The organism is Derxia gummosa DSM 723, from assembly GCF_000482785.1.
GTDB lineage: Bacteria > Pseudomonadota > Gammaproteobacteria > Burkholderiales > Burkholderiaceae_E > Derxia > Derxia gummosa.
The window spans coordinates 899,925-914,844 of the sequence record NZ_AXWS01000008.1 but is presented as its reverse complement, the minus strand read 5'-3'; the positions used below and the strand labels follow the sequence as shown (position 1 = coordinate 914,844).

The 14,920-nt window shown below is 69.7% G+C and carries 13 protein-coding genes and 2 tRNA genes; 5 read left to right on the top strand and 10 right to left on the bottom strand.

Annotated elements, in window-relative coordinates; genetic code table 11:
• Window positions 1-33 precede the first annotated feature (33 nt).
• On the top strand, window positions 34-474 hold the full coding sequence (locus tag H566_RS0110125) for a type IV pilin protein (protein ID WP_028311357.1): 441 nt from the start codon (window positions 34-36) through the stop codon (window positions 472-474).
• On the opposite strand, the gene H566_RS0110120 is transcribed toward H566_RS0110125, so the two are convergent.
• The 9 genes from H566_RS0110120 to H566_RS0110080 all read right to left on the bottom strand — a co-directional run bounded on the left by H566_RS0110120 (window position 414) and on the right by H566_RS0110080 (window position 11,417).
• The gene (locus H566_RS0110120) at window positions 414-1,778 is read right to left on the bottom strand and encodes a VpsF family polysaccharide biosynthesis protein (RefSeq protein WP_156924363.1); all 1,365 of its coding nucleotides are present in this window, start codon (window positions 1,776-1,778) and stop codon (window positions 414-416) included. The two genes, H566_RS0110125 and H566_RS0110120, sit on opposite strands and share 61 nt — an antisense overlap.
• A gap of 20 nt (window positions 1,779-1,798) precedes the next feature.
• Window positions 1,799-2,968 (bottom strand): glycoside hydrolase family 5 protein, encoded by a 1,170-nt coding sequence (locus H566_RS0110115; protein WP_028311355.1) that lies wholly within the window; start codon window positions 2,966-2,968, stop codon window positions 1,799-1,801.
• Window positions 2,965-4,449, bottom strand: a complete 1,485-nt coding sequence (locus H566_RS24185; RefSeq protein WP_028311354.1) for a GumC family protein — start codon at window positions 4,447-4,449, stop codon at window positions 2,965-2,967. The genes H566_RS0110115 and H566_RS24185 overlap by 4 nt, the downstream gene beginning before the upstream one ends.
• Window positions 4,446-5,171 carry a polysaccharide biosynthesis/export family protein gene (locus tag H566_RS0110105; RefSeq protein WP_028311353.1) on the bottom strand — a complete coding sequence of 242 codons (726 nt, stop codon included), beginning with the start codon at window positions 5,169-5,171 and terminating at the stop codon, window positions 4,446-4,448. The genes H566_RS24185 and H566_RS0110105 overlap by 4 nt, the downstream gene beginning before the upstream one ends.
• A gap of 211 nt (window positions 5,172-5,382) precedes the next feature.
• Complete coding sequence (locus H566_RS24180) at window positions 5,383-6,627, bottom strand: glycosyltransferase (protein ID WP_169732515.1); 1,245 nt, start codon at window positions 6,625-6,627, stop codon at window positions 5,383-5,385.
• Window positions 6,628-6,644: 17 nt separating this feature from the next.
• The gene (locus tag H566_RS24175) at window positions 6,645-7,823 is read right to left on the bottom strand and encodes a glycosyltransferase (protein ID WP_169732514.1); all 1,179 of its coding nucleotides are present in this window, start codon (window positions 7,821-7,823) and stop codon (window positions 6,645-6,647) included.
• Between the two features lie 2 nt (window positions 7,824-7,825).
• Entirely contained in the window at window positions 7,826-9,265 is a 1,440-nt protein-coding gene (locus H566_RS0110090) for an oligosaccharide flippase family protein (RefSeq protein WP_028311352.1), read from the bottom strand.
• A 4-nt stretch (window positions 9,266-9,269) separates the two neighbouring features.
• Window positions 9,270-10,805: a glucosamine inositolphosphorylceramide transferase family protein gene (locus H566_RS27430; RefSeq protein WP_051378497.1), complete on the bottom strand. Its 1,536-nt coding sequence runs from the start codon at window positions 10,803-10,805 to the stop codon at window positions 9,270-9,272.
• 6 nt (window positions 10,806-10,811) lie between these two features.
• Complete coding sequence (locus tag H566_RS0110080; protein ID WP_156924362.1) at window positions 10,812-11,417, bottom strand: P-loop NTPase family protein; 606 nt, start codon at window positions 11,415-11,417, stop codon at window positions 10,812-10,814.
• A gap of 605 nt (window positions 11,418-12,022) precedes the next feature.
• On the opposite strand from H566_RS0110080, the gene H566_RS0110075 reads away from it, so the two are divergent.
• The 4 genes from H566_RS0110075 to H566_RS0110060 all read left to right on the top strand — a co-directional run bounded on the left by H566_RS0110075 (window position 12,023) and on the right by H566_RS0110060 (window position 13,772).
• Window positions 12,023-12,112 (top strand) — tRNA-Leu (locus H566_RS0110075).
• A 32-nt stretch (window positions 12,113-12,144) separates the two neighbouring features.
• Window positions 12,145-12,630 (top strand): Crp/Fnr family transcriptional regulator, encoded by a 486-nt coding sequence (locus H566_RS27425; protein ID WP_051378495.1) that lies wholly within the window; start codon window positions 12,145-12,147, stop codon window positions 12,628-12,630.
• Between the two features lie 37 nt (window positions 12,631-12,667).
• Window positions 12,668-12,757 (top strand) — tRNA-Ser (locus H566_RS0110065).
• A 286-nt stretch (window positions 12,758-13,043) separates the two neighbouring features.
• The gene (locus tag H566_RS0110060) at window positions 13,044-13,772 is read left to right on the top strand and encodes a hypothetical protein (protein ID WP_156924361.1); all 729 of its coding nucleotides are present in this window, start codon (window positions 13,044-13,046) and stop codon (window positions 13,770-13,772) included.
• Here the strand turns inward: H566_RS0110060 and H566_RS0110055 are convergent.
• A complete protein-coding gene (locus H566_RS0110055) occupies window positions 13,724-14,917 on the bottom strand; it encodes an NnrS family protein (protein ID WP_028311349.1) in 1,194 nt (397 codons plus the stop codon). The two genes, H566_RS0110060 and H566_RS0110055, sit on opposite strands and share 49 nt — an antisense overlap.
• Window positions 14,918-14,920 lie beyond the last annotated feature (3 nt).

Below are 14,920 nucleotides of genomic sequence, written 5' to 3'. Positions count from 1 at the left end.
CCGCTCATGCACCACCCCACAGGAGGAAGCGCCATGCGCATCCAGCCGGGCAGCCGCCAGCGCGGCTTCACCCTCATCGAGATCATGACGGTGGTGGCCATCGTCGGCATCCTCGCCGCGATCGCCATCCCCAACTACACCGAGTACGTGCACCGGGCCAACCGCGCAGAGGCGCGCAGCACGCTGATGTCGGCCGCGTCGTGGATGGAGCACCGCTTCGGCGAGACCAACAGCTACGTGCTCACCACCGCCGCCAGCACGCTGTTCAGCCAGCGCTTCGGCAACGTGCCATCCCAGGGCAGGGCGCGCTACACCGTGAGCGTGACCGCCTCCACCGCCACCAGCTACACGCTCACCGCCGCGCCCACCGGCTCGATGGCCAGCGACGCCTGCGGCAGCTTCACGATCGACAACTACGGCGTGCGCGGCCTGAGCGGCGCGAGCCGCGGCGTGACCGACTGCTGGGGCAAGTGACCCTCGCTGCCTGACGCGCCGACCGCGCGCTGGCGCTCGCGCTTCTCCAGCCGGCGCGCGCGACGCCGGCTCGCATGGCAGACCAGCGCCGCCACCACCGTCGCCAGCATCGAGGCCTTGGCCGACAGCGAATTGTTGGACGACGCGGTGACGATGAAGAACAGGATCGACACCCGCGACGGCCCCGGCGCCAGCCGCCACAGCCAGCGCAGCAGCATCACCATCGCCACCACGAAGGGCACGAAGCCGATCGCGCCGAACTGGAGGTACATGTTGATCCAGAAGTTCTCGATGGTTTCGAGCGGATCGGCCAGCGACAGCTGATGGATGAAATCGAGGATCTCGGCCGGTGACGCGCCCGCGACCCATTGCTCGGGCGTGAGCAGGTCGAACACCTGCCAGATGCGCGCCCGAACCTCGGCGCTGTCGTCCACCTTCATCTTGGCGAAGATGCGCTCGCCCAGCCCGGCCAGCAGCACGATGCCGACCAGCGCGCCGATGCCCAGCACCACCAGCAGGCTGCCGCCGGTGATCTGCACATAGCTGAACTGGCCGCGCAGCAGCCTTGCAAAGGCTTGCAGCATCAGGTAGCCGCCCAGGAACACCAGCGTCAGCAGGAAGGACGTGCGCCCGCCGTAGGCCAGCAGCGCCAGCACCGTGATGCCCAGCAGCGCCGCGCGCTGCCAGGTGGGAATGCGGAAGGTGAGGATGAGCGGCGCCAGCGTGCCCGTCACCAGCGCGCCATTGAGCGGATGCCCCGTGAGCGCCACGGCGCGGAACAGCTCGCCCTCGTTGGGCTCGACGCCGGCCACCGTCCACAGCACCACGTGCTGGCGCCGCGCCGTCTCGACGAAGGCCAGGAACTCGTTGAGGAACACCAGCGCGAAGATGAGCCGGAAGGCCGTCACACGCGCCGACGGCGGCAGCGCGAGCAGCGTGATGGCGATGAGCGCCGGCATGATCAGCGTGTCGATCAGGAAGGCCGCGCCCGACATGCCGTAGCGCGCGATCGAGTACACGAGCAGGAACAGCATGGAGCCGAGCCACACGCCGAGCGGCGGATGGCGCCGCAGCGCCGCCGTGAAGGTGGCAAGGGGGTTGCCGTGCGCGAGCAGCGCGGCCGCCAGCGCGAGCACGCCCACATAGGTGCCCGGATGCAGCTTGAACAGCACATTGCCCGTGGGCATCGTGTAGGGGATGCCGAGCTGGAACAGCAGCGCGTCCGACAGCGTCTGGTACAGCGCGAGCGAGGCCAGCACCGCCAGCGTCGCGAGCCGGCCCATGCCGGGGTTGACCATCCTCATGCGCGGTTCCGCCGTCGGGTTCAGCGCCGCGGCACGAGGCCGAGCGCGGCGGTGGCCTGCGGGTCGAGCACCGGATCGGCGCCGGGCGCCGACCGCGTCGCGATGCCGAACGACGCCGTGTAGGCCCAGATCGTCCAGCCGATGCCATGATGCTCGGCGGCGCGGCGCACATCGCCGATCCAGCGCCAGCGCGAGTCCGGATCGACATTCGGCCGGATCACGCCGAACTCGTTGCACAGCACGCGCACCTGCCTGTCGCGCGCCCAGGCCGCGACGTCGGCGAAATAGGCATCGACGCGCGCCGCGTCCCAGTTCTCGTCGCGGTAGGCGCCGAGCTCCTTGCCGGCCTTCGGATGCGGAATGCTCAGCGACGGCGGATGCGCCGCCAGCTCGCTCGCGGGCCAGCGCACGTCGCGCATGAAGCCGACGGCGGTGTGGAGGTTGTCGAGCCAGTTCGCGCCCTGATGCGTGAACACGTAGGGCAGGTAGAAGTGCACCAGCCAGATCACGTGCGGGTCGTCGACCAGCGCGGTCTGCTTCAGCCCTTCGAAGCTGCCGCCGTTGTAGCCGGTCAGCAGCAGCGCGTGGCGCGGCAGCGATTCGCGCACGGCGGCGATCAGCCGGGCCTGCACGCGGTCCCAGTCGGCGGGCTTGAAGCCGTAGTACTGCGGCTCGTTGTAGGGCTCGATGGCGACGCGTTCGGGCGCGGTGTCGGCCAGGCGGCGGGCAAGGTCGCGCCACAGATCGACGAAGGCGGTCTCGTCGCTGCGCGAGGCTTCCATGCGCTTCTTGAGCTCGTGGCCCGGATGCATGTCGACGATGACGTCGAGGCCGGCGGCGAGCGCGGCATCGACGCCGGCGCGGTAGCGGCTCCAGCCCGGCATCGCGGCGCCGGCGCCCGGCTTCCAGCCGAGCTTCTCCGGGTCGAAGGGGATGCGCACATGGTCGAAGCCGGCGCGCCTGACGGCCAGCAGCTGGGCCGGCGTGAAGGGTTCGTCCTGGCCCAGTTCGAACCATTGGCTCAGGTTGACGCCGCGACGCAGCGCGGGCTCGGCACGGCCGGCGGCTCCGACCGGCACGGCAGCGGCGGCGGCATCGCGCGCCTGCACGCGCGGCGGCATGGCGCAGGCGGCCAAGCCGGCGCAGGCGAGCGCGGCGGCGAGGGCGCGGCGGCGGGGCAGGGCGTTCATCGGCGCTCCGGAATCGCGGCCAGCACCGGCAGGCGCAGCCGGCGCTCGACCTGCTCGGGCAGCGCGAAGCTGTCGTTGAACAGCTCGGCGAAGCAGGCGATGGCGAGCGCCACCGCCACCGCCAGCACGAAGCCGACGGCGATGATGATCGGCTGGAGCTTCTTGGCTTCGAGCGGCGGGCGCGCGGGCTGGACCACGCTCACGTTGGTCTGGCGCTCCTTGTCGAGCGTGTCGAGCGTGCGGGCCTCGTCGAGGCGGCGGCGCGCGATGTTGTAGGCGTCCTCGGTCAGCTTGTGCTCGCGCTGCAGCTCGACCATCTCGCGCTCGCGCTGCGACAGCGTCTTGAGCTGGCGCTCGGCCTCGCGGGCGATGGCGGCCGCCTTGGCGCGCGAGGCGCTGGCGGCTTCGTAGTCGGCGCGGGTGCGCAGCAGGTCGCCCTCGACCGAATCGCGCACCGGGCTGCGGCCCACGCGCTCCGACTTGGGCGGCGACTTTTCGGTCTCGGCGATGAAGGCTTCGGTGCGCGCGATGTCGGCGCGCACGTCGGCCACGAAGGGATGGCTCTCGACATAGCGCGAGCTGAGGTCGCGCTCCTTGAGCCTGAGGTCGAGCAGGGTCTTGCGCGCGTTTTCCACCGCGTCGCTGCGCGCGGTCTCGCTGTAGAGCACCACGTCGCCCTTGACGCCGCCGAAGCTGCCGTCGAGCGCCTTGAGCCGGCTGCCCGACTGGGCCACGGCGAGATCGCTCGCATCGACGCGGTCGGTCGCGTCCTGGTACTGCTTGAGCAGCATGGCCTGCTGCTCGTTGAACGAGACGATGCCGTTCTCGCGCTTGAACTTTTCCAGCCGGGCCTCGATGTCGTCGAGCTTGGCGCGCAGCTGGTCGGCGTTGCGCTGCTCCTCGGCGCCGTAGCCGCGGCCGAAGATCTCGCGCCGGCGGTCGATGTAGGCCTGCACCAGTTCGTTGGCGATGCGCGCCGCGACTTCGGGGTCGTTGTGCTTGGCGGCGACGGTGATGGTGTTGGTGTCCTTGAGCAGCTGGCCGGTCACGGCGTCGCGCAGGGCGATGAGGGCGGCGGTCTTCTTTTCGTCGTCGGTGCCGCTGCCGGCGGCGATCTTCGGATAGAGCAGCTCGACGCCGAGCTTGTCGAGCACGGCCTGGAAGTTGTCGCGGCTCATGAGGATCTCGACTTCGGAGCGCAGGGTCTGCTCGCGGTCGTAGGCGATGGGCGCGGCGTTGCTCACGTCGCCGGTCTCGGGCCGGTAGACGTATTCGCGTCCCAGGCGCAGCAGCAGCGAGGTGTCGGCGGTGTAGCTCGGCTTGGGCAGGAAGCTGGCCGACACGCCGAGCGTGAGCGTGAGGAAGAAGCCGGTGAGGATCTTGCGGCGGTCGCGGAAGGCGATGACGAGGAACTCGCGCAGCGTGAGCTGGCGCCGCGTGTCGGTGTCGATGCTGATGACATCGGGCAGGTAGGCGCTCATTTGGTGACCTTCGTGCTCGGGTTGAGGTTGTAGTTGAGGCCGAGGCTCACGGGCAGGTTCTTGCGGATGTACTGGTCGACCCAGAGGTTGACGTTGGCCACGCCGCTGCGCGGCACCACGAGCACGTCGTCGGCGCGCAGCACCACGTCGGCCTCGGGCGCGCTGCCGTCGAGCACGCCGCGCAGGTCGATCGCGTAGGCGGCCGGCGCGCCGCCGGCCTCGGGGCGCAGCAGGACGATGTGGTCGGTGGCGGCGGTCTCGCGCAGCCCCTCGGCCAGCAGCAGCGCCTGGGTGACGGTGACGCGGCCGTTGAGCGGGATCGCGCCCGAGCGGCCCACCTCGCCGCCCACGAACACGCGCTGCGCGCTGCCGGTGGCGAGGTTGACGCTGGTGTCGGGCCGCTTGAGCACGCTGGCGTAGCGCTGGGTGAGGTCGCGCGACACCTCGTCGAGCGTGCGGCCGGCGAGCATCTGCCAGCCGATCCACGGCAGCGTGGCGCCGCCGTCGGGCGCGACCTGGATGGTCTGGGCCTGATCGGGCTGGTAGTCGAAGCGCAGCATGAGTTGGTCGCCGGCAACGATGCGGTAGGTGGCGCCGGCTTCGGTCGGCACGGCGGCGGGCGGGCGCGGCGGCGCGACGGGCAGGGTCGGCAGCGGGCTGGCGCAGCCGCCGAGGGCCAGCACGGCGACGGTGGCGAGCAGGGCGGGGCGGAGGACAGGCATGGCGTGAGCGCTCATCGGAGGGCGGTCGTTGTGATGCGAGCGTGCGCTCGCGTGCGCGCGGTGGCCGCTCGTCCGGTGGCGGACGGCGACGGCCGGCGCGCGGGCGGTGCGCAAAGGCGGACGGCGCGGCGGGTGGTGATACGGGTGGCGATCGGGACCGGCCGCGCGGCCCCGCCGACGGTCCGGCACGGGCGCGTGGCCGCGGCCGACCTCATGCGGCGCCGCCGGCGCGCGGCGGCAGCGTGCGGCCGAACATGAGCTGCTCGAACAGCGCGAGATAGCGCGACACCGCGCGGTCCTCGGTGAAGCCCATCGCATGCTCGGTCGCGCCCTCGGGCAGCGCGTCGCGGTCGACCGCGTGGGTGATGGCGCGGCGCATCGCCTCGATGTCGCCCATCGGCACCAGGGTGCCGAACTTGCCGCCTTGCAGGATCTCGCGCGGACCGACCGGGCAGTCGGTGCTGATGACATGCGTGCCGGCGGCCATCGCCTCGACCAGCACGTTGCCGAAGCCTTCGAACAGCGAGGGCAGCACGAAGACCTTGCAGCGGTGCATCCAGGCGAAGGGGTTCTCGATGTTGCCGACCAGCCTGACCTTCTCGTCGAGATCGAGCCGCTCGATCATCTGGACGATGCGTTCGCGGTCGGGGCCGTCGCCGGCAATCAGCAGGCGCAGGCGCGGCCGGCGGCGCCGGGCGCGGTTGAAGGCGCGCACCAGCGTCAGCACGCGCTTCTCGCGGCTCAGTCGGCCGACGAACAGCACCGTGTCGTAGCGCTCGCGGTCGAGCCAGGGATGGTCGATCGGCTCGGCGCAGAGGTCGGCCACGTCCTCCGGGATGATCGGATTGAAGATGAGCCTGGCGCGGAACTGCGGCGCGATCATCGCCGTGAGGTCGAGCTGCACGCCGCGCGACACCGCCACCACCGCGTCGGCCAGCGGATAGCCGCGCCGGATCAGCGTCGGCAGCATGCGGAAGCGCCAGCCGCCCTCGGCGCGGATCTGGTTGCTGATCGGCGCGTGCTCGGTCAGCACCAGCCGGCACTTCGACCGCGCGAGCTTGCGCGCGGCGACGGCGGCCAGATTGTTGTGCGGCAGGCCCGACAGCAGCACGTCGGGCTTCTCGATGGCGATGAAGCGCGCGAGCTGGCGCACGGCGGCGAAGGTGCGCTTGACGTCGAGCGACACCACTTCCAGGCCGGCGGCGAGATGCAGGGTGTCGGGATGGGTGTCGTGCACCACCAGCACCACCTGCGGGCCGCGCCGCGCCATGCCGCGCGCGAGCCGGATGAGCGACAGCTCGGCGCCGCCGACGCGGATGTCGGGCAGGTAGACGGCGATCTTGTAGTCGCTCGCCGGGCGGTCGTCGGCGTGGCGCGTGTCGCCATCGACGGCGCCGGGAGCGGGATGGCGGTCGGCCTCGGAGGCGGGAGCGGTATTGCGGACGGCGTCTGGCATGGGCATGTCCTGCGGGCTCAGTGCGCGACGGGTTCCGGCATTCGGGTGTCGAAGGCCGAGGGCAGGTCGTCGAGGAATTCGCGCGCCTTCGGGCTGACGCGCGCGAACAGTTCGAGGTAGCGGCGCGCCACCGTGTCCACATGCTGCTGCTGGGCGCGACGGCGCAGCGCGGCCGTGGGCCAGGGCGATTCGAGCTGGCGCTCCATCGCGGCGGCCAGCGCGCCCACGTCGCCCACCGGCACGAGCTGGCCGTAGCGGCCGCCGTCGAGGATCTCGTCGGGGCCGTAGGGGCAGTCGGTGCTGATGACGGCGGTGCCGCAGCCCATGGCCTCGATCAGCACGTTGCCGTAGCCCTCGTAGATCGACGACATCACCAGCGCCTCGCCGGCCGCGATGTAGGGCAAAGGGTTGTGCTTGAAGCCCGCGAGCTGCACACGCTTCTTGAGGCCGAGGTCGTGGATGAGCTGGAGCAGCGGCCGGCGCTCCGGCCCGTCGCCGAGGATGAGCAGCCGCGCCTCCGGCGCCTTCACGCGGGCGAAGGCGCGGATGAGCGTGGGGAAGTCCTTCTGGTGCACCAGCCGGCCCGCGCCGACGAACACGCGCAGCATCGGGTTCTCAAGCCAGGGGTGATGCGCGGGCTGGGCCGCGCGCTGGTGGAAGGCCGAATCGAGCACCGGGTTGTAGATGGTGTCGATGCGGTCGAGCGGAATGCCGGTGTGCTCGGCCATGTCGATGCGCACGCCTTCCGACACCGCGATGATCCCGTCGGCCCACTGGCCGAAGCGCCGGTACAGCCCGGGCATGGCACGGTGCTGCCAGTTGCCCATCTCGACGCTCTCGCGGCTGAGCGCGTTGTGCTGGCTGATGATGACCTTGGCATCGCTGCGCGCCAGCGCCCGCGCCCACAGCGCGATGATGTTGTTGTGCCCCATGCTCGACAGCAGCACATGCGGCTTGAGCGCGCGCAGGAAGCGGATCATCTTGGGCAGCGCCTCGATCGAGCGCGCCGCCTCAAGAGGCACCACGTGTACATCTTCGGGCAGCATGTGCAGCAGCTCGCCCTCGCGGCGGTGGATTGCCACCACCACGTCGATGCCCATCTTGATGAAGGCGTCGATGAGCGAGAGCTTCATCCGTTCCACGCCGCCACCGTCGAAGTTCGGCAGATAGATCGCCAATCGCAAGGGTTCGCTCATGCTCACGCCAACCTCCCGGCGCGGCGGCTTGCCAGCCAGGCCCGCGCATTCCTGATATTGAGTAGTAGTTGAATTGCCCAGTAGGTCGCGATGCCGAAGGCGATCGCCGCGGCCAGTTCGAGCGCGCCCCGGTCGGGGTCGGCCCATACCAGCGCGGCCCACATCGCCGCCGAGGCCAGCAGCGAGCCGCCGATGGCGCCGATGGGCAGCGGCACCGTCAGCACGCGCCGGCCGATGCGCGCGCTCAGCAGCACGCCAAGCGCATAGGTGGCCACCGTCACCCAGGCCGCGCCGTCCAGCCCGAAGCGCGGCAGCGCCCACAGGTTGGCCAGCACGTTGAAGACGGCGCAGGGCAGCAGGCTCCAGAGCAGGCCGGTCGTCTTGCGCGACAGGTGGAAGGCGTGGTCGAAGTAGTGCACCTGGAAGCCCGCCAGCAGTGCGCCGAGCGCGATCGGCGCCATGAGCGGCACCGCGCCGTCGCGGAACTCCGGCCCGATGAGAACGCTTGCAAGCGGACCGGCCAGCGTGGCGATGCCGACGCAGGACGGGATGGCGACCATCGCCAGCATCCCGCCGTTGCGCCGCAGCTGGGCGCGCGCGGCCGGCACGCCGCCGGTCTCGATCGCCTTCACCGCGAGCGGGAAGGCGGCGAAGTTGATCGCGATGAAGATCGACGCGAGCGAGCGGTCGACGAGGCTGTAGGCGACCGAATACACGCCCACCGCGTCGGCGCCGAGGATGTGCTCGATCAGGAAGCGGTCGACCGACGACAGCACGAAGTTGAGCGCGTAGGCGCCGGTGAGCGGCGCGCCGTAGCGCAGGTAGTCGCGGATGCGGCGCAGGTCGAGCAGGCCGCTGCTCAGGCGCGCGACGCGGCCGAGGCCGGGCAGGGCGACGAGCAGCGACGACAGCGTCGCGCCCGCGAGCAGGCCGATGACCGGATCGCGGAACACGCCGATCAGCGCCACGCCCAGCACCACCGTGCCGATCGCCTGGCCGGTCTCGACGAGATTGAAGCGCAGCACCCGCAGCCGGCTGCGGTTGAAGGCCTGCTGCACGCTCACGAGGCTGCGCAGCAGCACCATCGGCAGCAGCATCAGCAGCGCGTCGCGGCCGAGCGAATGAAAGCGCAGCGCCGCGATGACCGGCAGGTACACGGCCACGAAGGCCAGGGCCATCAGGCACCACGACTGGTAGATCGCGCCTTCCACCTTGGCGTCGCGCAGCGGGTCGGTCACCTGGCCCGGGCGCGAGAAGCGCATGGCCGAGACCTGCACCCACTGGAAGAGCGTCGATTGCAGCAGCAGCACGAGTGCGATCGCCAGCGCATAGACGCCGTACACGGCCGGGCTGGTCAGCCGCGTGAAGGCGTACACGGCCAGGAAGGAGGCGAGGCCCGGGATGATCTGGGCGGGCGCGAAGCCGGTGACGAGCTTGAGCATCGGCTCAGCCTCCCCGCGCGCCGCGCCGCGCGCGCAGCCGCAGCATCAGCTTGCGGCGCAGCACCACCGGGTTCACGACCATGCGCTTGCCGTCCACGAGCGTGAAGCGGCCCCAGGCCGACACCGTGTGCAGGCCGTCGGGGTTCGCGTCGTCGGGTTCGGGCTTCCAGAGCCGCACGATCTCTTCCTCGTAGCGGTCGGGCGTGCAGACGAGGATGCGGCGGAGGGAAATGGCGCCGCCGTAGGTGCGCGAGCAGTCCTGCGCCGGCCGGTACAGGCCGCCTTCGTGCCAGAACGGCGTGCCGCCGCAGCGCGCGCCGCGCACATCGGTCAGCACCGGATTGTTCTGGTGCTCGTGCCAGGGGCCGGTGAGGCTTTCGGAATAGCGCAGGCAGAGGTTGTCGAAGGCGCCGCGATCGGCATCGGTGTAGGCCAGCCAGTAGAAGCCGTTGCAGCGGAAGACGATCGGGTCGGCCGCCGCCACGCCTTCGAGGATGCAGGCGATGCGCACCCAGTTGCCGCGCTCGTCGAGCTCGTGCAGCCAGCATTCGCGCGCGGATGCAGTCTCGGCGATGGCCCATTGCCGACCCTCGGCCTCGAACACGAACGGGAAGGAGACGTGGTGCTCGCCGGCCGGGTTGAAGCGCGCCACGGTTTCGAGGCCGTCGGGCACGATCTTCATGCGGCGCAGATGGCCGATGCCGGTGTGTTCGTCGAGGTATTCGGCGAAGAACTCGCGCGTGCTGCCGGGCAGGCCGAAGGGATCGGCCAGATAGCCGTCGTCGCTGCGCTGGCCGAGCCATTCGATGCGCTGGCCGAGGCGCTCGTCGAAGGCGACGCGGCCGATCGGCTCGCGGATCCAGCCGACCATCCACGATTCGGCCAGCAGCAGCGAGCCGAGCTTGCGCGCGAGCGCGCGGGCCTTGCCCTCGAGCAGCCGAGCGAGCACCGGCACGCTGAGCTGGGCCGGCGCGACCTCGCCCGTCGCCTGGAGGGGCACGCCGGCCTTGAAGTCGCGCAGCACCTGGAGCAGCAGGTTCGCGGCGCAGTCCAGATAGCGTTCGAGCGCGCGGCTCCAGTCGGGGCCGGTGGCGATGCGGGCGGCGCGCAGCACCCGGCTGCTGCCGGGCGAGTCGGCCACGACGAACACGCTGCCCACGCTGTCGCGCGAGATGCCGTCGATGCCGGGGAAGGCGCCGGTCACGGGGCGGCCCCGCTCATCCACCAGACGCCAGCTCGGCCAGCGCGCCTCGGTCGAGGCGTCGCAGCCGGCGGTCAGGTCGATCACGAGGTCGCTGCTGCCGAGCGCGCGCGCGGCGGGCTGGCGGCGCAGGTAGTCGCGGTCGTCGGTGAAGGCGAGTCCGGGGAATCGGCGCGACAGGCTCCGGCGCGCCAGCTTCCATCCCAGGCCGCCAGCGGGCGCGGTGGCCGATTCGACCAGCAGCAGCGGCGTCGGCACCGCGTCCTGGATGCGGTCGAGCAGGCGACCGACCCAGGCGGGCAGTGGTCCGGGCGGGACAATGACCTGGATGCGTTGCACGGAATCTCAGAGCCGGCGGTAGAGGGCGTCGGGCACGTAGAAGCGGCGCCGGTTGAGCACCGTGCCGACCACGTTGGCGCGCAGCGAGCGCAGGTTGGCCACCAGCTTCTCGGCCACCGGCGCGCGGGTGCGCTCGGCTTCCAGCACGACCAGCACCGCGTCGGCAAAGGGCGCGCAGACGAGGCCGAGCTTGGAGCGCGAGGCCGGCGGCACGTCGAGCACGATCTCGTCGAAGCGCGAGCGCATGTGGCGCCAGACCGCGGGATCGCTCAGATCGGCGGCGGTGCGGCGGCGCGAATGGCCCGGCGGCACCAGCGCGCCCGCATGCAGGTTGTGGCCGACCTCCGACACGAGGTCATCGACAGGCGTGCCCTGACGCAGGGCCTCGAACAGAGGCCGGCTGCGGCTCGGCGCGTCGCCCAGCACCTCGGGCGTGATGCCGAGCACCAGCACGCGGCGACCATAGAGCGTGGCCGCGACCTCGGCGAAGGACCAGGCGACGGTGGACACGCCTTCGCCGCCACTCGGCGCGATGAATTCGGTGACGCGTCCGCGCGTGGCCGGCACCAGCGCGTCGAGCCGCAGCACGAGATCGATGACGGCCTGGCTCACGGCCTGGTCCGCGTGCTCGCCGGTGAGCGCGTCAACCGGCGGCCGAACCGCCGGGCGGAGATCGAGTCGGGAATCCAGAGGCATGGTCGTGTGGGCATCGGCGGGCACTGCCCAGACCGGGCCCTGCATGTGGGTGGTCAAGCTCAATTCCGCGCCTGTTGGTCTATTGGTAGTTACCCGATAAGAAGACTCGGCGAGCAACGCTTCTGACTATGCCTAGGAATTTAGCTTAGGAGTGATTCATCCACGCCATTTCCCCGATCGGCGGTCCGGGAGCCTTGCGATGACTTATCCCACCAAGAATCCGTGAAGTATTTCACGTAAATATCGTCCGACAGGCGATGAACAGCAATTCCGTATGCTGATCCGCGCGCTTCTACCGTTTGTCGCCGCGAGTCTTTCCTAGACTCCCCTAGTTTTCGTAATACGGAAGATGTGTCGCTTTGTGACGAGGTTTGCGTTGCCGGTCGATGCAGTGCAGCGACGATGAACGGTCGATGCCGACGTCCATCCGGCAGCCCTCGCCGGCCGATGGACGGCGACCGGCGCGCGATACCAGCCACGAACGGGGGACGCGATAACATCCGCGTCCTTTCGACGCCCACGCCCGGGTGGTGAAACAGGTAGACACAGCGGACTTAAACTCCGCAGCCCCTAACACGGGCGTACCGGTTCGATTCCGGTCCCGGGCACCAGTCAAGGCTGCGTTGCGGCCATGCCACCACTCATGTCCAGCCTGGATTCCGCAGAACTGATTCACCGCTTCGCCACCGCAACGGGCGGTGCCGGCGACGACGGGCTGAGGCTGTCACGCTGGATCGACGCGGCCTGGGAGCGGCTCGCCGACTTCTGCCAGGCGCAACGGGTCGAGGCCGGCGATACGGTGATCACCGCCGGCAACACCGAGCAGACGCTCTATCTGGTGTGTCGCGGCTCGCTCGAAGTGGCGTATGTGGCGCGGCCGGCGCTGACCATGTCGATCGTTTCGCGCGTGCCGGCGGGTGGCGTGGTGGGCGAGCAGTCGTTCTTCGATGCTTCGCCGCGCTCGGCCAATGTCTGGGCGGTGGAAGACAGCGAGCTGCTGCGGCTCGAATGGCGCGATTTCGAGCGCCTGGCCGCGAACGACGCGCGGCTCGGGTTCGAGTTCTGCTCAGCGCTCGGCGGCCTGCTCGCGCGACGCTTGCGTACGACGACGGCGCGCATGGGCCCATGAGTGGCGCGCGACGCGGCTAGAATGCGCGTCCGCCTCAGGAAGCGTGGCAGAGCGGTTTAATGCACCGGTCTTGAAAACCGGCGATGGGGTAACCCATCCGTGAGTTCGAATCTCACCGCTTCCGCCAGATGCCAAAAAGCCCCGGAAATCTCTCCGGGGCTTTTTCATTTCATTATCCGGATTTCCGGTGATTATCGTCTGCGCATGAAATGCCGGGGTAAAGACGTGCTCTCATTCAATTGTCCGGCAATCGGCAGAAGGATATCGGCGTCATCGGTCATCTCGGCGTGGTTTATGCAGCCAAATCATCATGGTCGGAATATCTTTTTTGAAACGGACCGACTCTGCCGGAATCTTCCGGCGCTATGTTTCGCCTGATTCGGATCTGTTTCCGTGCAATTGATGAGGACTTCATGAAAAAAATCATTCCGGCATTGTCATTGGCGCTGCTTTCGGTCGGTACCGCGCAGGCATCGATGATCACCGTCACGCTCGAGGGCCGGCCCGACTGGTCCACCGAAGGTCTTGGCGATGGCCTGTTCAGTTTCGTCGCCAGTTTCGATTCGAGCCAGTTGACCGGCAAGCCTTATGGCGCCTTTTCGGTGGATGGCACGGTCAGCGTTTCTCTCAATGGATCGGGGCTTGGCGGCTGCACCGTTGTGGGCAGTGGATGCGCGGGCAGTCCCGATGTTCATGAATCCGGAGTGAACTATTACGAGTACGAGCCCGGTCAATATATTGCGTTGCCGTGGTCCGTGGATGCCAGCTACAGCGGGTATATCGGCTTGTTCCGGAATCAGGATGGCTCCTTCGATCTTTCCCGCACCAATCTTTCGGTGGCGCAAAGCTATTCGACCTGCAGCTCGAACCTGATCTTTGGCGACATGTGCTACGGGAGCGGCACCACGATGTCGACCGACGGAACGGGCTTCGTCCGCTACAACGGCAGCTACGGACGCACCAGCGAAATGGGCCTCACGGTCGGGACGATCTCGAGTTGGTCGATCTCGCCGGTGCCCGAGCCCGATGCCGGAGTGATGGGCGCCATCGGCATGACGGCAATGCTCGCGCTCGCCATCGCTCGCCGTCGCGCTCAGCCTGGTCGACCGTCCAGCCTCGGCCGCGACAGCACCGGCCAGTAACGCAGCGCATACAGCCCGAAGCCGGCCGACCACAGCAGCGCCGACGCAATCACCGTCGCGAGGTAGTCGAGCGGGAACAGCAGCGGCAACAGCACGCGGATGACCGCAGCGAAGGCCACCAGCAGATAGCAGGCGACCTCGCTCGCATCCGCCTTGAGCGGCCGGCCGGTATGGCCGCGCGCGGTACGCGTCATCATCCCGATGCCGATCACGCCGATGGCGCCCAGCGTCAGCGCATGCACCGCGAGGTTGGGCGCGAACAGCCCGAGCGCCGCGAGCGCGCGCAGCGCCAGATGCACCGGCACCCAGGCGTAGCCGAGATGCAGCACCCAGACGAGCGGCGTGCGCAGCGTGCGCCACGGCTGCCACAGCGCGAGGCGCGCGAGATGCGTGGCGCCGGTCACGCCGGCAAGCATCGCCATCGCCAGTCCGTCGAGCCGCAGCGCATCGGCCGCGAGCAGCGCCAGCGCGCCGCCGAGCGCGAGCTTTTCCAACCAGGGCAGGCGCCGCGCCTGCGTGCCCGGAATGCCGTTGTTGGTGAACATCGGGATCACGCGCCCGCCCATCACCGCGAGCATGAACAGCACCACGTCCAGCCCCACTTGCAATCCGGCCCAGGCTGGCAGCGCCACCACGCCGAGCTGGCCCAGATGCACGAGTGCCTGGGCGCCCGCCATCAGCATCAGCAGCCCGACGAAGAAGTAGTTGCGCTTGCTGCGCGCGCGCCAGAACGGGATCGCGAGCGCAATCGCCGCCGCGAGCGGGAAGGCCACGTTCACCACCGCCGCCGCGATGCTGAAGGGCGTCAGCACCAGCACCCGCCCCGCGAGCCACAGCGCCGCGAAGCCCGCGAGCAGCGGCCCGGTCGGCGTCGGCTGGTCGCTCCAGTTGCGGCCCGCCGTGAACAGGAAGCCGACGATGAGCGCGAGCGTGAAGCCGAACAGCATCTCGTGCGCATGCCACACCGGCCCCGCGAGCCAGGCGTGCGGCGCGAGCCCGAGCAGCTGCGCCGCCCACAGCAGCACCGACAGCGCCGCGAAGCTGCTCGCCAGCAGGTAGAACGGCCGGAAGCCGAGCCGCCAGAGCGCGAAGCCTTCGGGCGGCGTCGTGCGCGGCGCCTCGTTGATGGTCAGGATCTTGGCCACGTC